13 protein-coding genes and 2 pseudogenes are annotated in these 15,281 nt (G+C 50.7%); 11 read left to right on the top strand and 4 right to left on the bottom strand.

What is annotated here, in order from left to right; genetic code table 11:
• Window positions 1-374 (bottom strand): DUF3683 domain-containing protein (locus tag BOW51_RS01940; protein ID WP_135568001.1); only part of this gene is annotated, 374 nt, incomplete at its 3' end.
• 143 nt (window positions 375-517) lie between these two features.
• On the opposite strand from BOW51_RS01940, the gene BOW51_RS01935 reads away from it, so the two are divergent.
• Window positions 518-1,477, top strand: a complete 960-nt coding sequence (locus BOW51_RS01935) for a 2-hydroxyacid dehydrogenase (RefSeq protein ID WP_078476181.1) — start codon at window positions 518-520, stop codon at window positions 1,475-1,477.
• Between the two features lie 63 nt (window positions 1,478-1,540).
• Here BOW51_RS01935 and BOW51_RS01930 read toward each other — a convergent pair whose 3' ends face one another.
• Both BOW51_RS01930 and BOW51_RS01925 read right to left on the bottom strand, forming a co-directional pair.
• Window positions 1,541-3,661 carry a YgiQ family radical SAM protein gene (locus BOW51_RS01930; protein ID WP_078476180.1) on the bottom strand — a complete coding sequence of 707 codons (2,121 nt, stop codon included), beginning with the start codon at window positions 3,659-3,661 and terminating at the stop codon, window positions 1,541-1,543.
• A gap of 31 nt (window positions 3,662-3,692) precedes the next feature.
• Window positions 3,693-4,679 (bottom strand): LysR substrate-binding domain-containing protein, encoded by a 987-nt coding sequence (locus tag BOW51_RS01925; protein WP_078476179.1) that lies wholly within the window; start codon window positions 4,677-4,679, stop codon window positions 3,693-3,695.
• 109 nt (window positions 4,680-4,788) lie between these two features.
• Between BOW51_RS01925 and BOW51_RS01920 the strand changes: the two genes are divergently transcribed.
• Window positions 4,789-5,124 (top strand): TusE/DsrC/DsvC family sulfur relay protein, encoded by a 336-nt coding sequence (locus BOW51_RS01920; protein ID WP_078476178.1) that lies wholly within the window; start codon window positions 4,789-4,791, stop codon window positions 5,122-5,124.
• Between the two features lie 65 nt (window positions 5,125-5,189).
• On the opposite strand, the gene BOW51_RS01915 is transcribed toward BOW51_RS01920, so the two are convergent.
• Window positions 5,190-5,951, bottom strand: coding sequence for a PP-loop family protein (locus BOW51_RS01915; RefSeq protein ID WP_078476177.1), 762 nt, complete (start codon window positions 5,949-5,951; stop codon window positions 5,190-5,192).
• A gap of 129 nt (window positions 5,952-6,080) precedes the next feature.
• Between BOW51_RS01915 and BOW51_RS01910 the strand changes: the two are divergent.
• The 9 genes and pseudogenes from BOW51_RS01910 to BOW51_RS01870 form a co-directional block, all read left to right on the top strand.
• A pseudogene (locus BOW51_RS01910) lies at window positions 6,081-6,629 on the top strand (SPFH domain-containing protein); the annotation flags it as partial.
• Between the two features lie 153 nt (window positions 6,630-6,782).
• Window positions 6,783-8,777: a hypothetical protein gene (locus BOW51_RS01905; RefSeq protein ID WP_078476176.1), complete on the top strand. Its 1,995-nt coding sequence runs from the start codon at window positions 6,783-6,785 to the stop codon at window positions 8,775-8,777.
• Between the two features lie 2 nt (window positions 8,778-8,779).
• The gene (locus BOW51_RS01900) at window positions 8,780-10,978 is read left to right on the top strand and encodes a hypothetical protein (RefSeq protein ID WP_135568000.1); all 2,199 of its coding nucleotides are present in this window, start codon (window positions 8,780-8,782) and stop codon (window positions 10,976-10,978) included.
• A gap of 157 nt (window positions 10,979-11,135) precedes the next feature.
• A complete protein-coding gene (locus BOW51_RS01895; RefSeq protein WP_135567999.1) occupies window positions 11,136-11,537 on the top strand; it encodes a hypothetical protein in 402 nt (133 codons plus the stop codon).
• Entirely contained in the window at window positions 11,534-13,057 is a 1,524-nt protein-coding gene (locus BOW51_RS01890) for a site-specific integrase (protein WP_078476173.1), read from the top strand. Before BOW51_RS01895 ends, BOW51_RS01890 begins: the two co-directional genes overlap by 4 nt.
• A 75-nt stretch (window positions 13,058-13,132) precedes the next feature.
• On the top strand, window positions 13,133-13,591 hold the full coding sequence (locus BOW51_RS01885) for an NfeD family protein (RefSeq protein ID WP_078476172.1): 459 nt from the start codon (window positions 13,133-13,135) through the stop codon (window positions 13,589-13,591).
• A 14-nt stretch (window positions 13,592-13,605) separates the two neighbouring features.
• On the top strand, window positions 13,606-14,457 hold the full coding sequence (locus tag BOW51_RS01880) for an SPFH domain-containing protein (protein WP_078476171.1): 852 nt from the start codon (window positions 13,606-13,608) through the stop codon (window positions 14,455-14,457).
• Between the two features lie 73 nt (window positions 14,458-14,530).
• Window positions 14,531-14,908, top strand: coding sequence for a hypothetical protein (locus BOW51_RS01875; protein WP_078476170.1), 378 nt, complete (start codon window positions 14,531-14,533; stop codon window positions 14,906-14,908).
• 132 nt (window positions 14,909-15,040) lie between these two features.
• Window positions 15,041-15,247 (top strand): annotated as a pseudogene (locus BOW51_RS01870) (type I restriction-modification system subunit M N-terminal domain-containing protein); the annotation flags it as partial.
• Window positions 15,248-15,281: the final 34 nt, after the last annotated feature.

The following is a 15,281-nucleotide window of genomic DNA, read 5'->3' as shown; positions in this document are numbered from 1 at the left end:
TCGCGGCTGTCATCAAGACAATTTGAGAACTTGTCAACTGCCTCGCGCATGAGTTCCAGCAGTTTGAGTGCCTTTGCGTTACCGGATGCACGCTGATTGAACTGATCGAGCCTGTGATTGAGGGCACCGACCAGCGCCTGCCTGCGAGAGCGATTCTCCTGCATATCATCCAGCAGGTAGGGGTTGCGTGCGACAACCCACATGTCACCCAGTACCTCAAACAGCATGCGCGCAGAACGCCCCGTACCGCGAGAGTCACGCAACTCCTGGTGCAGATGCCAGCCCTCTTCGCCGAGATAACGCAGAAAAATCTCGCGATCGGAAAAGGAGGTGTAGTTGTAGGGGATCTCGCGTATGCGAGTAATTTCGCTCATGGTTAGGGGGTCGCCGTGCAAAAAGGGATTTTAACGGATTTTGCACTGCAATGAACAGTAACACCCCATCAGTATTCGTGTATTTCCCTCTTTTCCATTCTTTCAGATAGACTGACGCTGTTCTATTTATTCGGAGAGTTACAATGAAGGCCGTTTTTCTTGATCTGAAAACACTCGACCAGGAGGACCTGGAGCTGTCTGCACTCAAGTCCCTGGCTGATGAATGGGTGTTTCACGATTTGACGGCAGCTGACGAGACAGCTGAACGTATCCGGGATGTTGAAATCGTTATTACCAACAAGGTGGTGATCGATGCTGCATTGATGGATCAGGCAGAGAATCTCAAGCTCATCTGCGTAGCGGCAACAGGCACCAACAATGTGGACCTGGAGGCGGCAAAGGAGATGGGCATTATGGTCACTAATGTGACCGGTTATGGTACCCCGTCGGTGGTTCAACACGTATTCGCAATGCTTCTTGCATTGAATACAAGCCTTATTGGCTACCATGAGCGAGTTCAGGCCGGAGCTTGGCAGAAGAGTAGCAGCTTCTGCCTGTTTGATTTACCGATTACTGAGTTGACCGGCAAACGCATGGGCATCATCGGCTACGGAGAGCTGGGACAGGGTGTTGCTACAGTTGCCGAAGCATTCGGTATGCAGTTGATGATTGCGCAGCGACCCGGAAGCACAGAAGCTCAGCCGAACCGTTACCCGCTCGACGAGGTGCTGCAGCAGGCGGACGTGATATCACTGCATGTACCGCTGGCTGACAATACAGCCAACCTGATTGGCGAGCGTGAACTGAAGATGATGAAACCTGATGCAGTGGTGATCAATACGGCACGTGGCGGTATCGTTGATGAAGAGGCGCTGGTGGATGCGCTCAAATCGGGTGAAATCGGTGCAGCAGGTTTTGATGTGCTGTCGGTTGAACCGCCAAAACAGGGCAATGTGCTGTTGGATAATCCTATGCCGAATCTCATCGTTACGCCGCACGTCGCATGGGCTAGCCAGCAGTCGAGACAGCGCCTGTTAAATCTTGTGGTCGAGAGTATCGAGAATTATATTGCCGATGCCTCTGTCAGGCGGCGGCTGGTCTGATGTTGATTTAATCCTATGCATGGATAAGGCCCGCGAAAGCGGGCCTTTTGTTGAGCAGGTGGTTTAGCGACGACGTGGCCTGGAGGGTTTTTTTCCTGTTCTGATGCGGTGATGCAGATCTTTTTTCTGTCCGTACCTTTTAGGCGCAGGCTTTTCTCCAGGCTGCCAGGAGGGTACCAGGTGGCGTTTGCCGTTTCCTATGAGATCGGCATGTCCCATCTGCTTGAGCGCATCACGCAGTAGTGGCCAGTTGGCAGGATCGTGATAGCGCAGGAATGCCTTGTGCAGGCGGCGCTGCTTGATGCCCTTGACGGTCGCAACCTGCTCGCTCCGGCGGGTGACTTTTTTCAGCGGATTCAAGCCCGTGTGGTACATCGCAGATGCGATCGCCATTGGCGTCGGCAGGAATGCCTGTACCTGGTCGGGACGGAATTTATTGCGTTTCAGCCATAATGCGAGATTCAGCATATCTTCATCTGAAGTGCCCGGGTGGGCCGAGATGAAGTAGGGGATCAGATACTGCTCCTTGCCGGCTTCTTTTGAATACTTGTCGAATAGCTGCTTGAACCTGTCATAGGTGCCGATGCCCGGCTTCATCATCTTCGACAGTGGGCCGCTCTCGGTATGCTCGGGGGCAATCTTCAGGTATCCGCCGACATGATGTGTCACCAGTTCACGGATATATTCGGGATCGCGAACTGCGATGTCGTAACGCAGGCCGGAGGCGATAAAAACCCGCTTAATGCCGGGCAGTTGCCGGGCGCGGCGATAGAGCCGTGTCAGCGGTGCATGATTGGTGCCGAGGTTCTTGCAGATATCCGGGTAGACGCAGGAGAGACGTCGACAGGAGCCCTCGATCTTCTCATCCTTGCACTTGAGTCGGTACATGTTGGCCGTCGGTCCGCCGAGATCGGAGATGTTGCCTGTGAATCCCGGAACCGTATCGCGAATGGTTTCAACCTCGCGAATAATTGAATCTTCGGAGCGGCTCTGGATGATGCGTCCCTCGTGTTCAGTGATGGAGCAGAAGGTACAGCCGCCAAAACAGCCGCGCATGATATTGACCGAAAAGCGGATCATCTCCCATGCCGGATTCCGAGCATCTCCGTAGGCGGGATGCGGTCTGCGCGTATAGGGGAATTCGAACAGCTGGTCCATTTCGCTTGTTGTCAGCGGAATGGGCGGCGGGTTGAGCCAGACGTCCCGTTTGCCGTGCCTCTGGACCATGGCACGTGCATTGCCGGGATTCGTTTCCAGGTGGAAGACACGCGAGGCGTGTGCATAGAGCCGCTTGTCGTTACATACCTGGTCATAGGAGGGCAGCCGAATTACCGTCGTGCCGCGTTCAAGTCCTGACGGTCGTTCACTGAAGTGGACGATTCTGGCAGCACCTGCATTTTCATCTTTGCAATCCTGCCCAGAGGTAGTGTCTGTGTAGGGATGCGGGTCGCGGTGGTGCTCGGAACCGGGCTCATCGACCTCGGTCGAGTCGATTACGCTCCAGCCCTCGGCGATGCCCTGCTGCATAAAAGCGCTGCCGCGAATATCCTTGATTTCACGAATGTTTTCACCAGCTGCAAGTCGGTGTGCAAGTTCTACGATGGCGCGTTCGGCGTTGCCGAACAGCAGCATGTCGGCCTTCGAGTCAGGCAGTACAGAACGGCGTACCTTTTCGGACCAGTAATCGTACTGTGCAATGCGCCTCAGGCTTGCCTCGATGCCGCCGATGATGACAGGTGTGCCTTTGAACGCCTCGCGTGCACGTTGTGCATAGACGGTGACGGCACGGTCGGGACGTTTTCCGCCAGCACCATCTGGTGTATAGGCATCATCCGAACGCGACTTACGGTCCGAGGTGTAGTGATTGACCATCGAATCCATATTGCCGGCAGTGATGCCAAAGAAGAGGTTCGGTTGGCCGAGTTCGCGGAATGCATCAGCCGAACGCCAGTCTGGCTGCGAGATGATGCCGACACGAAAACCCTGAGACTCGAGCTGGCGTCCGATGATTGCCATACCAAAGCTGGGGTGGTCGACATAGGCATCACCGGTAACGATGATGACATCGCAAGAATCCCAGCCGAGCAGGTCCATTTCGTCGCGGGACATCGGCAGCACAGGCGCCGGGCCGAACTTGTGGGCCCAGTGCTTGCGGTAGGAAAATATGTCAGGATTCGTTTGCATTGTCTGTCAGGGTAAAACCGGAACGGGGATTTTACCCGTCGACGCCCTTTAGCATCGATTTTTCTATTTTTTTTATGCGCGCTTTCAGTTTTTCCTTTGGCATTTCAACGAGATTGACGATCTCCTCTTCACTCCAGTATGGCGACAGGCGTGTCAGGAAATCGAGTTCAACCCGGCTTGGGACATAGGCACGGCGGATAGCAACACGGGTAATATTATTGTCAAACAGGTGTTTGAGCGGACGCATTGAAAATCGCTTGGCATCTTCATCTGAAAAGGCCATTTCGGCAATCACACCGATGCCAATACCGTTGTTCACATAGGCTTTGATTGTGTCGGAGTCATTTGCCGCAATGACAATGTCTGGTACCAGGCCGGCCTTTTCGAATGCGCTGTCCATCAGTTTGCGCCCAGTCATGCTGGTGACATAGGTGACCATCGGATAGCTGGCAAGGGACTCTAGTGTGATTTCATCAACTGATTCAAGCGGATGCCCCTTGGGAATCAGCAGTAATCGGTTCCAGCTGTAGGCGGGCAGGGCAATCAGGTCCGGGTGTTTACTGACTGATTCGGTTGCAATACCGATATTGGCAACGCCTGAAGCAACCATTTCGGCAACCTGAATCGGCATGCTCTGGTGTAGGTTGAAACGCAGTTCCGGATAGTCATGACGGATTTTACTGATGACATTGGGTAACAGGTAGTTGGATTGCGTGTGTGTAGTCGAAATCGAGAGTGTGCCGCCGCGCGGATTACGCTCCTCGCGTGCTATGCGTTCAAGTGCATCAAACTGGGCAACCACGACCTGTGCATGATGCAGGGTGCGCTTGCCTGCATTTGTGAGGCCGATCAGTTTTCTGCCCCGGCGCTCGAACAGGGGAGTGCCAAGCGCCTCTTCAAGATTCTGCAAGTGGCGGCTGACAGCCGGCTGTGAGGTGAAAAGAGCTGCAGCGGCGCGGCTCACGTTCAGCTCTTCAGAGCAGACCTTGGCAAAACAGGCAAGTTGTTGCTGATTCATATTGCTTATACACTTTTTGCATAGCTTTATCCCAAGTCATTATTTTACATTATATTGCTCGCTTGACTAGTATTGCCTCAACAATGAGTCATATCATGAGGATACCGGGATGGGCATTACACAACTTAAGCAGGCCACGGCCTTTATTGCGGTCGAAGTGGATGAAGAGGGGTTTCTTGAGGATTTTAACAACTGGAGCGAGTCCTTTGCCGATGCTATTGCACTCGACCATGGTCTCACACTGGATTATGAGAAGCTCCAGCTGGTCGGGCGTATGCGCGAAGCTTATGTGCGCAACGGCAGCATCATCAGTCTGCGCAAAATGTGCCGCGAAAATGAAATCGACAAGAAACGCATTCAACACCTGTTTGGCAGTTGCCTGCTGTTGTGGCGTCTGTCAGGTTTGCCCTACCCGGGAGAAGAGGCGAGATCCTACCTCTCCTGATTGCCCGGGGTGTGATCATCTGGGCTTATTGATTTCCCCTTTTGAGTATTTCAGGGAGTGCTATCTCAGGTGGCGCTCCCTTCTTTATGATCTGTCGTTAGTTCTTCTTGAAGCAACGGACGCATGGCGTGCAGCATGTTGGCAAACAGGTGCTTGTTTTGACCTTCAAGCTGCGCCAGCAGCTGTTTCATCGATTCCCTCTGTGTTGGCATTGAAAAACATGCCGGGCATGAGTCAGGGATAACGGGCAGGTTTGCATTTTTGGCAAAATCAGCCGTCTGGTTTTCACGCACATAGGCAAGTGGGCGGATGATGCGTACATCTCCCTCCCTGTTGGTGTAATTTGCCTTCATGGTACGCAGTTGGCCGCCGTGAAAAATCGACATCAGCAGGCTTTCTGCGAGGTCATCGAGGTGCTGTGCCAGCGCCAGCACGTTATAACCCTCTTTGCGACAGGTCGAGTACATGATTCCGCGCTTCATGCGTGAACAGTAGGCGCAGAAGGAGTTACCATCCATGTTCTGTTTCGCCTGCTCCATGATCGGTTGCTCAGCGTAGTGCCAGGGTACGGCGATCTGTGTGTAATATTCAGTTAGTGAGTGCGGGTCAAAACCTTCGACTTCAGGATCGACCGTCAGTACGCCAAGATCGAATTTAACAGGTGCATAGCTCTGCAGATGACCAAGAATATGCAGTAGTGAGAGTGAATCCTTGCCGCCGGAGACGCCCAGCAGGATTCGGTCATCGTCACGGATCATGTCATAATCGGCTATCGCACGGCCAACCTTGCGTAGTAGGGATTTTGGAGGTTTGAGATAACTTGTCATATTGCTGTGCTATGGTATCTGTGATCGCTAAAAAAGGAAATCAGCACTGGCTGATCCATTGGTATGGGCGGTCGGAAAACCACGTTTTGTACTAAAGAAATGCATCAATAGCAGGGGCTGAAAATGGAAATGGAAATGGAAATTTTTACTGTCGTCAGCGTGGTTCTCGCTGTCGTTATCGTCATGCTGGGAGCGAAGAGAGTGCCGCAGGGAACAGAGTACACCGTCGAGCGTCTGGGCAAGTATACCAAGACACTCAAACCGGGCTTTCATGTCATCATTCCGATTATTGACGCTATCGGTGCCAAGATGAATATGATGGAGCAGGTGCTGGATGTGCCGTCACAGGAGGTTATCACGCGTGATAACGCCATGGTCACTGCTGATGGTGTGGTCTTCTTCCAGGTGATGGATGCCGCGGGTGCCGCTTACAAGGTCAACGACATGTATCGTGCCATCCTGCAGATGGCGATGACCAATATCAGGACTGTGCTTGGCTCGATGGATCTTGACGAACTGCTCTCGAATCGTGATGCAATCAATTCACGCCTGTTGTCAGTTGTCGATGAAGCGGCGGGAACATGGGGCATCAAGATAACGCGTATCGAGATCAAGGATATCAATCCACCGCATGATCTTGTCGAGGCGATGGGTCGACAGATGAAAGCGGAGCGTGAAATATTCTGGACACCGCTTTTTAGGTACACACCATTCTTTGTGACGTAGATAAACCCATAATGTGTTAAATATCAAGGCATAAGCCTTTTTTTTGTGGAATGAATTGACATCATTTGATATGATTAACTTTGACACGATTTGTGGAGTTGATCTGTGCAGCAATTAAGTCTTGCGAGTGAGGGAGGGGTCGTGGTCTTTTCCGGGGTCAATCCGAAAGGCGGCAAACCCGTTACGCGCTCTGTTGATATATCTAAGTCGGTCTTCGGGGAAGATGTGCTCCATCAGTTCTTACGCTATTTCCTTCTTAGTCCGGGGAGGTTGAGCCTGAAACTGTCAACTCGCACGCACGTTTGGAATCACCAGGTCTGTAAAGTTGTCAGCCATCTAACTGAGTCAGAGGTCATCCCGCTCGATGTTGGGGTCCCTCGGATGCCAGGCAAGGATGAGCACAACAAAAGCAAGGAACAACCCCTACTAGGAAAGAGCAAGCGACAAAAGGTGGTGGGCTCTAAAGTCAGGAAGCTTTTCGTGAATGTGGATTACGCCCGCTCTGACTCTGACTATCTGGATTGCGTATACAATGATCTCGTCGGGCGCTCCACTGCTCTGCTTGAGGCGTGTCTCGCATACTTTGATGCGCTCAAGGCTGATCATGAGCGCGGCCATCAGTTGGCGTTCCAGATTACAGACACAGTCATTGAAGACACACTGGCTAGTGGTGGGTATGAGCACCATAGCGGGCAGCCTAAGGCAAATAAAACCGTTTTACCTAAAGTTACCAACCAAAAAATTTTTAGTGACGGGTATGTGTGGACTCTAGCTCGTTTTAGGTATCTGCTCGGCACAGAGAGCGACCCATTCTGTATATCCACGTCAGCAATGGCTTCGCGGGATGTCTTCTTCGAAAACGGCACTTCTTCAGTAAGTGCAAAACTGAGGGCTTGCGGCGAGGCTCTTAGAGCTAAAACAGCCCTCACGCCTAAGCAAGCGGAATATTTTAATGCCAGTGATTTGGTCTATCGCTTCGCTGGGGTGTTGTTCAATTTGGATATGATTGTTCTCTCCGCCATCCTTATCCACGAACATCCAAACATAAACCCCGATTCGATACTGAGCGCCGAGCTAAAAAACAAGCATGGTAGCTCGTACCTAGAGATCACAGACGGTGGAAAGAATCAGTTATTTAGTGTGGACAAGCCAAGAGCAGGCAAGCGAAAGACTGCTGTCTTGAGCGATCGGTCGAGAGAGGTCCTTGAGTTTATTGTCGCGGCTACAGGGCCTGCCAGGCGCATGATGAAAGAGGCGGGCGACAGAAACTGGAGGCTCCTTTTTCTTGGCAATCAGGCTGGACACCGCCTCGGGCCGCTTAAAGGCAAGGCTGGTCCGCATCTGGTGGGTGGCAATAAAGGGGTAATCTCGCTCATAGACCTCTACCCAGCCCTTAAAGACAGTGGTCTGGGGGTTGGCACTCTGTCGTTGAGCGCCCTGAGAAACACAATGGGGATCATTCACTGGTTCGAAACAGGGTCAACGAGGGAAATGGCTAGAGTGCTTGGCAATACGCAGCGCGTGACTCTTGAGCATTACATCCCTCCAGCTCTCCTTTCTGCGTGGAGTAACAGACAAATCAGGCGCTTCCAGCAGACCCTTATTGTGCTTGCCTCCTACAATGAAGATTACCTTCTCGATGTGTCTGACTTTGAGTGTACGGCTGATCTAACGGCCTTCATGGCGCAGATTTTCTTTACCAGTCAGCCTGACAGGAGCCCCATTGATTCAGTTTCTTATTCGATGCTCTTAGAGCGTTTCGCCTTTATCTATGATGGGGGGCAAGACGCCGACAAGAAGGATGCTCAGTTCAATCTCAGGCTCGATCCGGCATCTCTGGCAACACTTTACTGCTATTCGGATAGCGCGAGAAAGTTGCCTGAATCAATGCGGAACAGAGTGGACCCGACAACAAAAATATCACCTCGCCACTTTATCAATCTAAGCGCGATGATTACACATGTCTGCGAGTCAAAAGAGGGTGTTGGCGACTCTTACGATCTCGATGCTCTAAGGAGTTGTCATGAAAAAGCACTACTCAAAAAGAGTGAGCTGAGCGATAGATTCGACAAATTTTCAGTAAACAGTGCATGGGGGTAATTATGCCAAGAAACGAGGCTCTTTCGATGGAATTGGATGTTACCACTAGCGGTGTCGATCTGCCGCCCGGTGAGGCGGCCGAGGTTATTGAGATTCTCAAGTATGCGCGTAATCGCGTGCTTCCGTTTGATGGTCTTTTTCAGGCGGAGTGGCTACTGACTGATATTCGAGCGCTCACTTGGCATACTACCCGCAAAGGTAAGGGTGGTCTCGTGAGTGGGAGGTGGGTTGGTACCGAAAAGATCGAGTGGAACCAGATTCTCCCTAATGGGCACTATTTGGGTGACGAGCAATACAGCCCTCTTCTGGAGACGCTACAGAAAACCTCATTCTTACTGCGCTCGGGAATGCTGACTGGCAAACCTGTGGGCAATAGGCACTGGAAGTACGTCACTACTACACTGATTAATCTCGGCAGGTACATGGTGCTTCATGAGCATCGTTATAAGCCGAAGGAGTACGCGTTAAGCCTTCTTGATCAGAGTGGTCTGAATCACTTTGTTGTCGAGTATGCAAAGGGTGGTCTGTCGCTTGCGCTCGAAATCCCTCAGCGGATTCTGTCCTATTTTTATGGATCAGCCTTCGGTCAGGCGTGCCCAGAGGCTCTGTATTCCTCACTGTTCAGTCTGGACGACAGGCTATGTAAAGAGATTTATGAGTGGGCAAAGGATGCTCAGAATTTGATGATGCCTATTAAGTCAGGGGCGTATAAGGGGAGGCGGGTATTTTCGGTGGTAGCGATTGCAAAGATTGCTAACTGTGAACAGAACCTTCTTGTTAATCAGAAAATGCGGGCATTTCTGCGGCAGTTCGAAATCGAGTTGCAAGAGCACGATCTCCTTGTTCCTGCAAACGCGGTGACGCGGCATCCATCGCACAAGGCTCCGCTGCTAAAAGATGCTCTCAGTGCCTCGCTCACCCAGAATGCTGTAACGGCTGTAACTAACCATATAGCGCTGTCCTTGTCGTCGCACAGGCATCTTCCTGGTAAATCTCCAAACCCAGCCTACCTGAGCATAAGGAAGGCTCGCACACATGCGTCTCAGTGGGGTTTTCCTGCTGGGAGAACACCACTGATGCCTGTCGATATTGGCCTTCGGTATCTAAATGGAGCGTTAACCCTGGTGCATCGATACGGTGATCTTGCGGTGTCTCTGTATTTGGAGTTCCTTAGGCAGGCGAAGGAGGTTTCCGGCCTTTCGGCATGGAAGACGCAGGCCAAGCATAGGGAGATATTTGCGAGCCTGATAGGTGTCCCCAAGTACGCGCTACTGCGCTCTGATTTCGATATAGGACAGTTTCACGCAAACACTCATGCCAATAAAGGGGCTGAGTCAATGGATGCGCATCGCCTGATTGGGCATGTCGTTGCGTCTTGCGTGATTCTGATTGCCATTCTCAAGCCGTCACGCGACGAAGAGTTGCTGGAGTTAGGGAGGGATTGCATTAGCCTTATTGAGGGCGATGGCTACTACTTGGACTTCGCTCTTGGGAAAAGCAATGTAGGCGAGGCCTATGAGGCCACTTCAAAGCCTATTCCATACAAGACAGCAAAGGCTATTGAGTTAGTAAAGGGCCTTGGTAAAGGGATTGATGGCATCTTGGGCACTGACACATCGGACAGGCTGTTCGTTCTTCCAGGGAAAGGTGTTGCAAATATTAAGGGGGTAGGGAAAAACGGGATAAATCGCAAGCTTGATCTTTTTGGGGACCTTCTTGGCATCAGGCTCGATGACCATCAGCGGCGGTGGTACGTCAGGGTTCATGAGATGCGCAAGTTCTTCTTGCTCTTGTTCTTTTGGCAGGGGCGCTTTGGTGTTCTTGATGCGGCCAGGGAAATTGCTGGGCACACAGATGTCGAGCACATCTACCGCTACATGGAAGCCAACTATCCTAGAGAGTCTTTTACTGAGATCGAGGCTGATTACGCCGTTAATTGCCTGTCCTCCATTGATCAATACACGCAGTTTGGGGAGGTAGATTCCGGGCTGGAGAGATTAAGGGAGATGGTTTGCGACCACTTTGGCGTCTCTTCCCTGGAGTTTGTGCCTACCGGAGAGTGGGAGCAATATGTGAGAGACCTTCGCGAAGACGATCACTTCAAGTTGGAGCCGCACTCAATCAAGGCTGCTGGAGATGGCCTTGTAGAGGATATCGCTATTTCATTCATTGTTAGTGAGTGTTTGAGCGATGCGGCCTGAGAATATTAGTAATGTTTACGCACGCTACAAGTATTTGGTAGATGGAATTAAGGATGCGAAATCCGTTCCTACGTCCCACATACCGTTCTTATCCGGGCAGAGGAAGTTTGCTGGTCTGTCCGTTGGTGGGCGATTTTCTGCGCTAGCTCTCAATACAATGAAGTCTGCAGCGAATAGCTGCCTCTCTGCTGAGGCCCCTGACGGCGATGGCTTTAAGTATCTCAACAAGCTCAGGTCGGAGCTTTACGCTTCCGTTAAGCAGAGGGCTGAGTCGAGAACCAAGACAGGGCAGCGGAAGCGATCAAGGACAATCCTCAAGACAGCTAACGATAAGAAGGCTCAGGCTGAGTACCTGAATGTGATCCTAACCAAGGCTTACTCTGAGCTGCTTGCGAACATTCATACTCTTTCGTACGACAAGGAGACGACCGATAGGATAAAGATTCGTATCGACAACATAGTGGAGCGCCATCTGGAGGTTTACGGCGCGATACTCCAGCCCGATCTAAACGCTGACCAGGTCGGGTTGTCAGTTGTCGATGGAGGCAGGGACAAATGAGGGGCCGCCAGCTTTATACGTCATTAAAGGAAGTTTGCCTTCCTGATCACAACAGTCCAAGCCTGCGCTCTCGGTCATTATCGGGCTTTGTTGTTGATGATTTTCCCTTTGTGAGGTGGCCGAACGGTAAGCCTTGCGTTGCGGTTAATGCATACATTCTTGATGCGCAACTAGATGGTGTTCAAGATGGGACGCTAAAGGGCTATGCGGCCAACCTTTCGCACGTTGTTCGGTATTGCGCTTCGCATAACACCGGTTTTGATTCACTCACAGACAACGACATATGGAATCTTTCTGAGGTATTGGCCACCGAGAGGAATCCTAGTGATCCCACCACTCTCAGGCGTAATCCGAACACGAATAAAACGATTCTTCGTGCCACGCTGGTCTTCCTTGCCTGGTATCAGGCGCGTTTCCTGGCTCACACGAAAACACCCTTGATTGGCGAAGCATCTGATACTCCCCAGATAACAGTTCGGATCAAGGTTAATGAGAGGCGCGTCCAGGCATCAAGGACGCTAGGAGAGGAGAAGAAAAGAAAAATCTCGCTGTCTGAGTTTGACCGCAGCGGCTCACATTACCTTGTGCATAGAGCATTTCCGTCTGAGGTGAGCACTGACCCTAAGAGGCCGATCACCCAAGAGCAGATACAGGCGATTGAGAAGGTTATCGATACAAAGGCTGATGCGGACATGGGGGGCATTCCAAGCCCTCTTCTTTCTGCTACAAGGGAGTATCTCAGAGCTAGGCGCATGTTTACTGTGTTTTTAATGAAAAGAACGGGATTGCGGCCAGGGGAGCTTTTGGGAATTAGTGCCGATCAGAATGTTGTGAAAAATAAGTCTATTGAAATCCCAACATTAAAGGGCAGGAAGAAGGAACCGTTTATCCGCAAGTTTCCATTTAGGATGAAGGATGGGCTTAGGTTTAATCGATACGTATCAAGCCGCACTGCGTTTACCAGGGCCATTCTGGCTTACGATCCGGGCTATAAGGAGCCGAAAGGTCTACTGCTGAGTAGTCGCGGGCTTGAGATCAGCACGGAGTCGATCACAAAGGATTTTACTAGGCTGACCGTCGGAGCTGGATTTGAGGATGTAAACCTCTGCCTAAGGCAGTTTCGGATTCGCTTCATAACCCAGCAAGTAGCGATGCACCTCAAGAAGCAGATGCAGAAAACGGGAAGAGATCAGCAATCCTTTGAGGAGGCAGATTACACCACGGTTTTGAAGCGAATCGCTGAACTTACCGGCCACAAGAGCGAGCAGAGCTTGTGGTTCTATGTGGACCTTGGCTGGGAAGAGTTGGGCTTGTGGACTAGCGTGGATAGAAGTATCGAAAGGCTGAATGCTGCCGACACATTCTTTGATGAACTCATGGAGCTGAAGCATGACGCTAAAAAGATGACTAACATGGCTTCTGAGCAGATCGTAGATTTCTGTGTTCAGCGGTTAGGTCAAATCATCGGTGCCAACAAGGCATTGCTTGAAGAACCTGATGATGAAGTGTTTTTGGCGTAGACTATTCCTGCCTGGAAAAACCAATGTTAGGTTCACAATGAACACATTCGACCATAATAGCACGAGGACTTGTCTATGGATTTGCAGCTAGTATATTGGCATTGGGTGATATTCGGCATTGCTTTAATACTCTTGGAGATCGTACTTCCTAGCTTTACCGCCCTTTGGTTTGGTGCGGCGGCTGTTGTGGTTGGTACTTTGTTGTATTTGCTCCCTGACTTATCCGGCACTCATCAGGTGGTCTTGTGGACTGGCCTATCGGCAATGTTTACCTGGCTGTGGTTCAAGTATCTCAAGCCGATGTCCATCGATAAGACGAAAGCGGGCTTGTCTAGGGAAGCAATTGTCGGTGAGGTTGGGCAGGTGTTGATAGTCCCTACAGGTGAAGGAAAAGGGGTGTTACGTTTTCCTGCCCCTATTCTTGGGGCTGATGAATGGAGGTTTATTTCCCAGGATGCAGACCTATCCGCTGGTGATCGTATCCGTGTCGTAGATGTCTCTGGAAACACTCTCGTCGTTACTAAGCATCAATAATTAGGAGAAACACTATGGATGCAGGATTGTATATCGCGATAGCCGTCTTCGTGATGGTTGTAGTAACCATTGCCAAAGGTGTTCGCTTGGTCCCCCAAGGTTACAAGTGGGTTGTTCAGCGTCTTGGAAAGTATCATTCAACCCTGAAACCGGGCCTCAACATAATCGTGCCTTACATTGATGACGTTGCTCACAAGCTCACAACAAAAGACATAGTTCTGGATATTCCTTCTCAAGAGGTAATTACGAGAGATAACGCTGTAATCGTTGCAAACGCAGTGGCTTACATGAATATCATCTCACCAGAGAAAGCAGTGTACGGTGTTGAAAACTACAGTATAGCCATACAGACATTGGTGCAAACATCATTGAGATCAATAATAGGCGAGATGTCGTTGGATGATGCATTGTCGTCAAGAGAATTGATAAAGGCAAAATTAAAAGAGTCAATATCAGACGATATCGCTGACTGGGGAATTACCCTAAAGACAGTGGAGATACAGGATATCAATCCCTCTGTCACCATGCAGAAAGCCATGGAAGAGCAGGCGGCAGCAGAGCGTGCTAGACGGGCCACTGTTACAAAGGCAGAAGGAGATAAGCAGGCTCAGATACTTGAGGCTGAGGGCCGCCTAGAAGCCTCAAGGCGTGATGCGGAAGCTGAGGTGGTTTTGGCTGAGGCTAGTCAAAAAGCCATTCTTTTGGTGACCGAGGCAATTGGCGACAATGAAATGCCAGTGGTTTATTTGCTTGGGGAAAAATATGTTGGAGCATTGGAAAATTTGTCGGGATCAGATAACAGCAAAATGGTCGTTTTGCCTGCTGATCTGCCAAATGCCATTAAAGGCATGATGAGCCGAGTGTGATGCGTTAGGGGCTAACCCGAATGGAAGCGTGGTTTATTGGCGAACTAACAACTAAGCACTGAGGGAGAATTAAATGGAAATAATTGGCTATATCGGATATGCCGCTCTCGTGATCCTCGCGATAATCTGGGCTGTCGGTGTTCGTACGCAACTAGGTGCTGGGGTGCATACAGTCCTTGGTTCCCTGTATTTCGTTGTGGGGGCTGTCGGTATACCTCTTCTGGGAATAGACATGCTCCATACGTTATGGGTGATACTGGTTGGATTCTTATTCGCGGGTATCATTGCTCCAGTTTTGATGGGAATGCCAGGTTTATCGTGGATTCTTGGTCTTGTCGCCGGAATGTATTCTGGTGCTGTCCGCGTTGGAATTTCACGCCAAGAAATAGAAAAGGCGCAAGCGGACTCTGTGTGTGAGACTGTTAACGACTATATGGATAAACAAGAATAGGCTATTTGCATTCTGAGGTAGGATCTCAGATTTCCCAATAAATTGGAATCTATTCTCTTCTGTGCAAAACTTGGTTGACATCCACCTTTTGTTCATCGTACTGTTTTGTGCAAAAGATGGTTGGAGGCCAGAATGACAGATTTCTCTGGATCAGCTGCGTCGCAGGCTGATTTTATATGGAAGAATGCGGAAGACCTTTGGGGGGACTTCAAGCACACGGACTTTGGCAAGATCATTTTGCCGTTTACGCTGTTGCGCCGTTTGGAGTGCGCGCTTGAGCCGAGCCGCGAGGCGGTGAGGGACGCCTATAACAGCTTCAAAGATGCTGATGTCGAGCTGGGTTTTACCCCGATTTTCCGGATAACCTAAAAAG

This window comes from Solemya elarraichensis gill symbiont (assembly GCF_002021095.1).
Lineage (GTDB): Bacteria > Pseudomonadota > Gammaproteobacteria > Chromatiales > Chromatiaceae.
This window is presented reverse-complemented; position numbering and strand designations above follow the sequence as displayed.

Excerpts from the sequence above, each read along its gene's own strand:
- BOW51_RS01935 (WP_078476181.1), top strand. The coding sequence starts at position 518 with ATGAAGGCCGTTTTTCTTGATCTGAAAACACTCGACCAGGAGGACCTG.
- BOW51_RS01930 (WP_078476180.1), bottom strand. The coding sequence starts at position 3,661 with ATGCAAACGAATCCTGACATATTTTCCTACCGCAAGCACTGGGCCCAC.
- BOW51_RS01925 (WP_078476179.1), bottom strand. The coding sequence starts at position 4,679 with ATGAATCAGCAACAACTTGCCTGTTTTGCCAAGGTCTGCTCTGAAGAG.
- BOW51_RS01920 (WP_078476178.1), top strand. The coding sequence starts at position 4,789 with ATGGGCATTACACAACTTAAGCAGGCCACGGCCTTTATTGCGGTCGAA.
- BOW51_RS01915 (WP_078476177.1), bottom strand. The coding sequence starts at position 5,951 with ATGACAAGTTATCTCAAACCTCCAAAATCCCTACTACGCAAGGTTGGC.
- BOW51_RS01900 (WP_135568000.1), top strand. The coding sequence starts at position 8,780 with ATGCCAAGAAACGAGGCTCTTTCGATGGAATTGGATGTTACCACTAGC.
- BOW51_RS01895 (WP_135567999.1), top strand. The coding sequence starts at position 11,136 with ATGAAGTCTGCAGCGAATAGCTGCCTCTCTGCTGAGGCCCCTGACGGC.
- BOW51_RS01890 (WP_078476173.1), top strand. The coding sequence starts at position 11,534 with ATGAGGGGCCGCCAGCTTTATACGTCATTAAAGGAAGTTTGCCTTCCT.
- BOW51_RS01885 (WP_078476172.1), top strand. The coding sequence starts at position 13,133 with ATGGATTTGCAGCTAGTATATTGGCATTGGGTGATATTCGGCATTGCT.
- BOW51_RS01880 (WP_078476171.1), top strand. The coding sequence starts at position 13,606 with ATGGATGCAGGATTGTATATCGCGATAGCCGTCTTCGTGATGGTTGTA.
- BOW51_RS01875 (WP_078476170.1), top strand. The coding sequence starts at position 14,531 with ATGGAAATAATTGGCTATATCGGATATGCCGCTCTCGTGATCCTCGCG.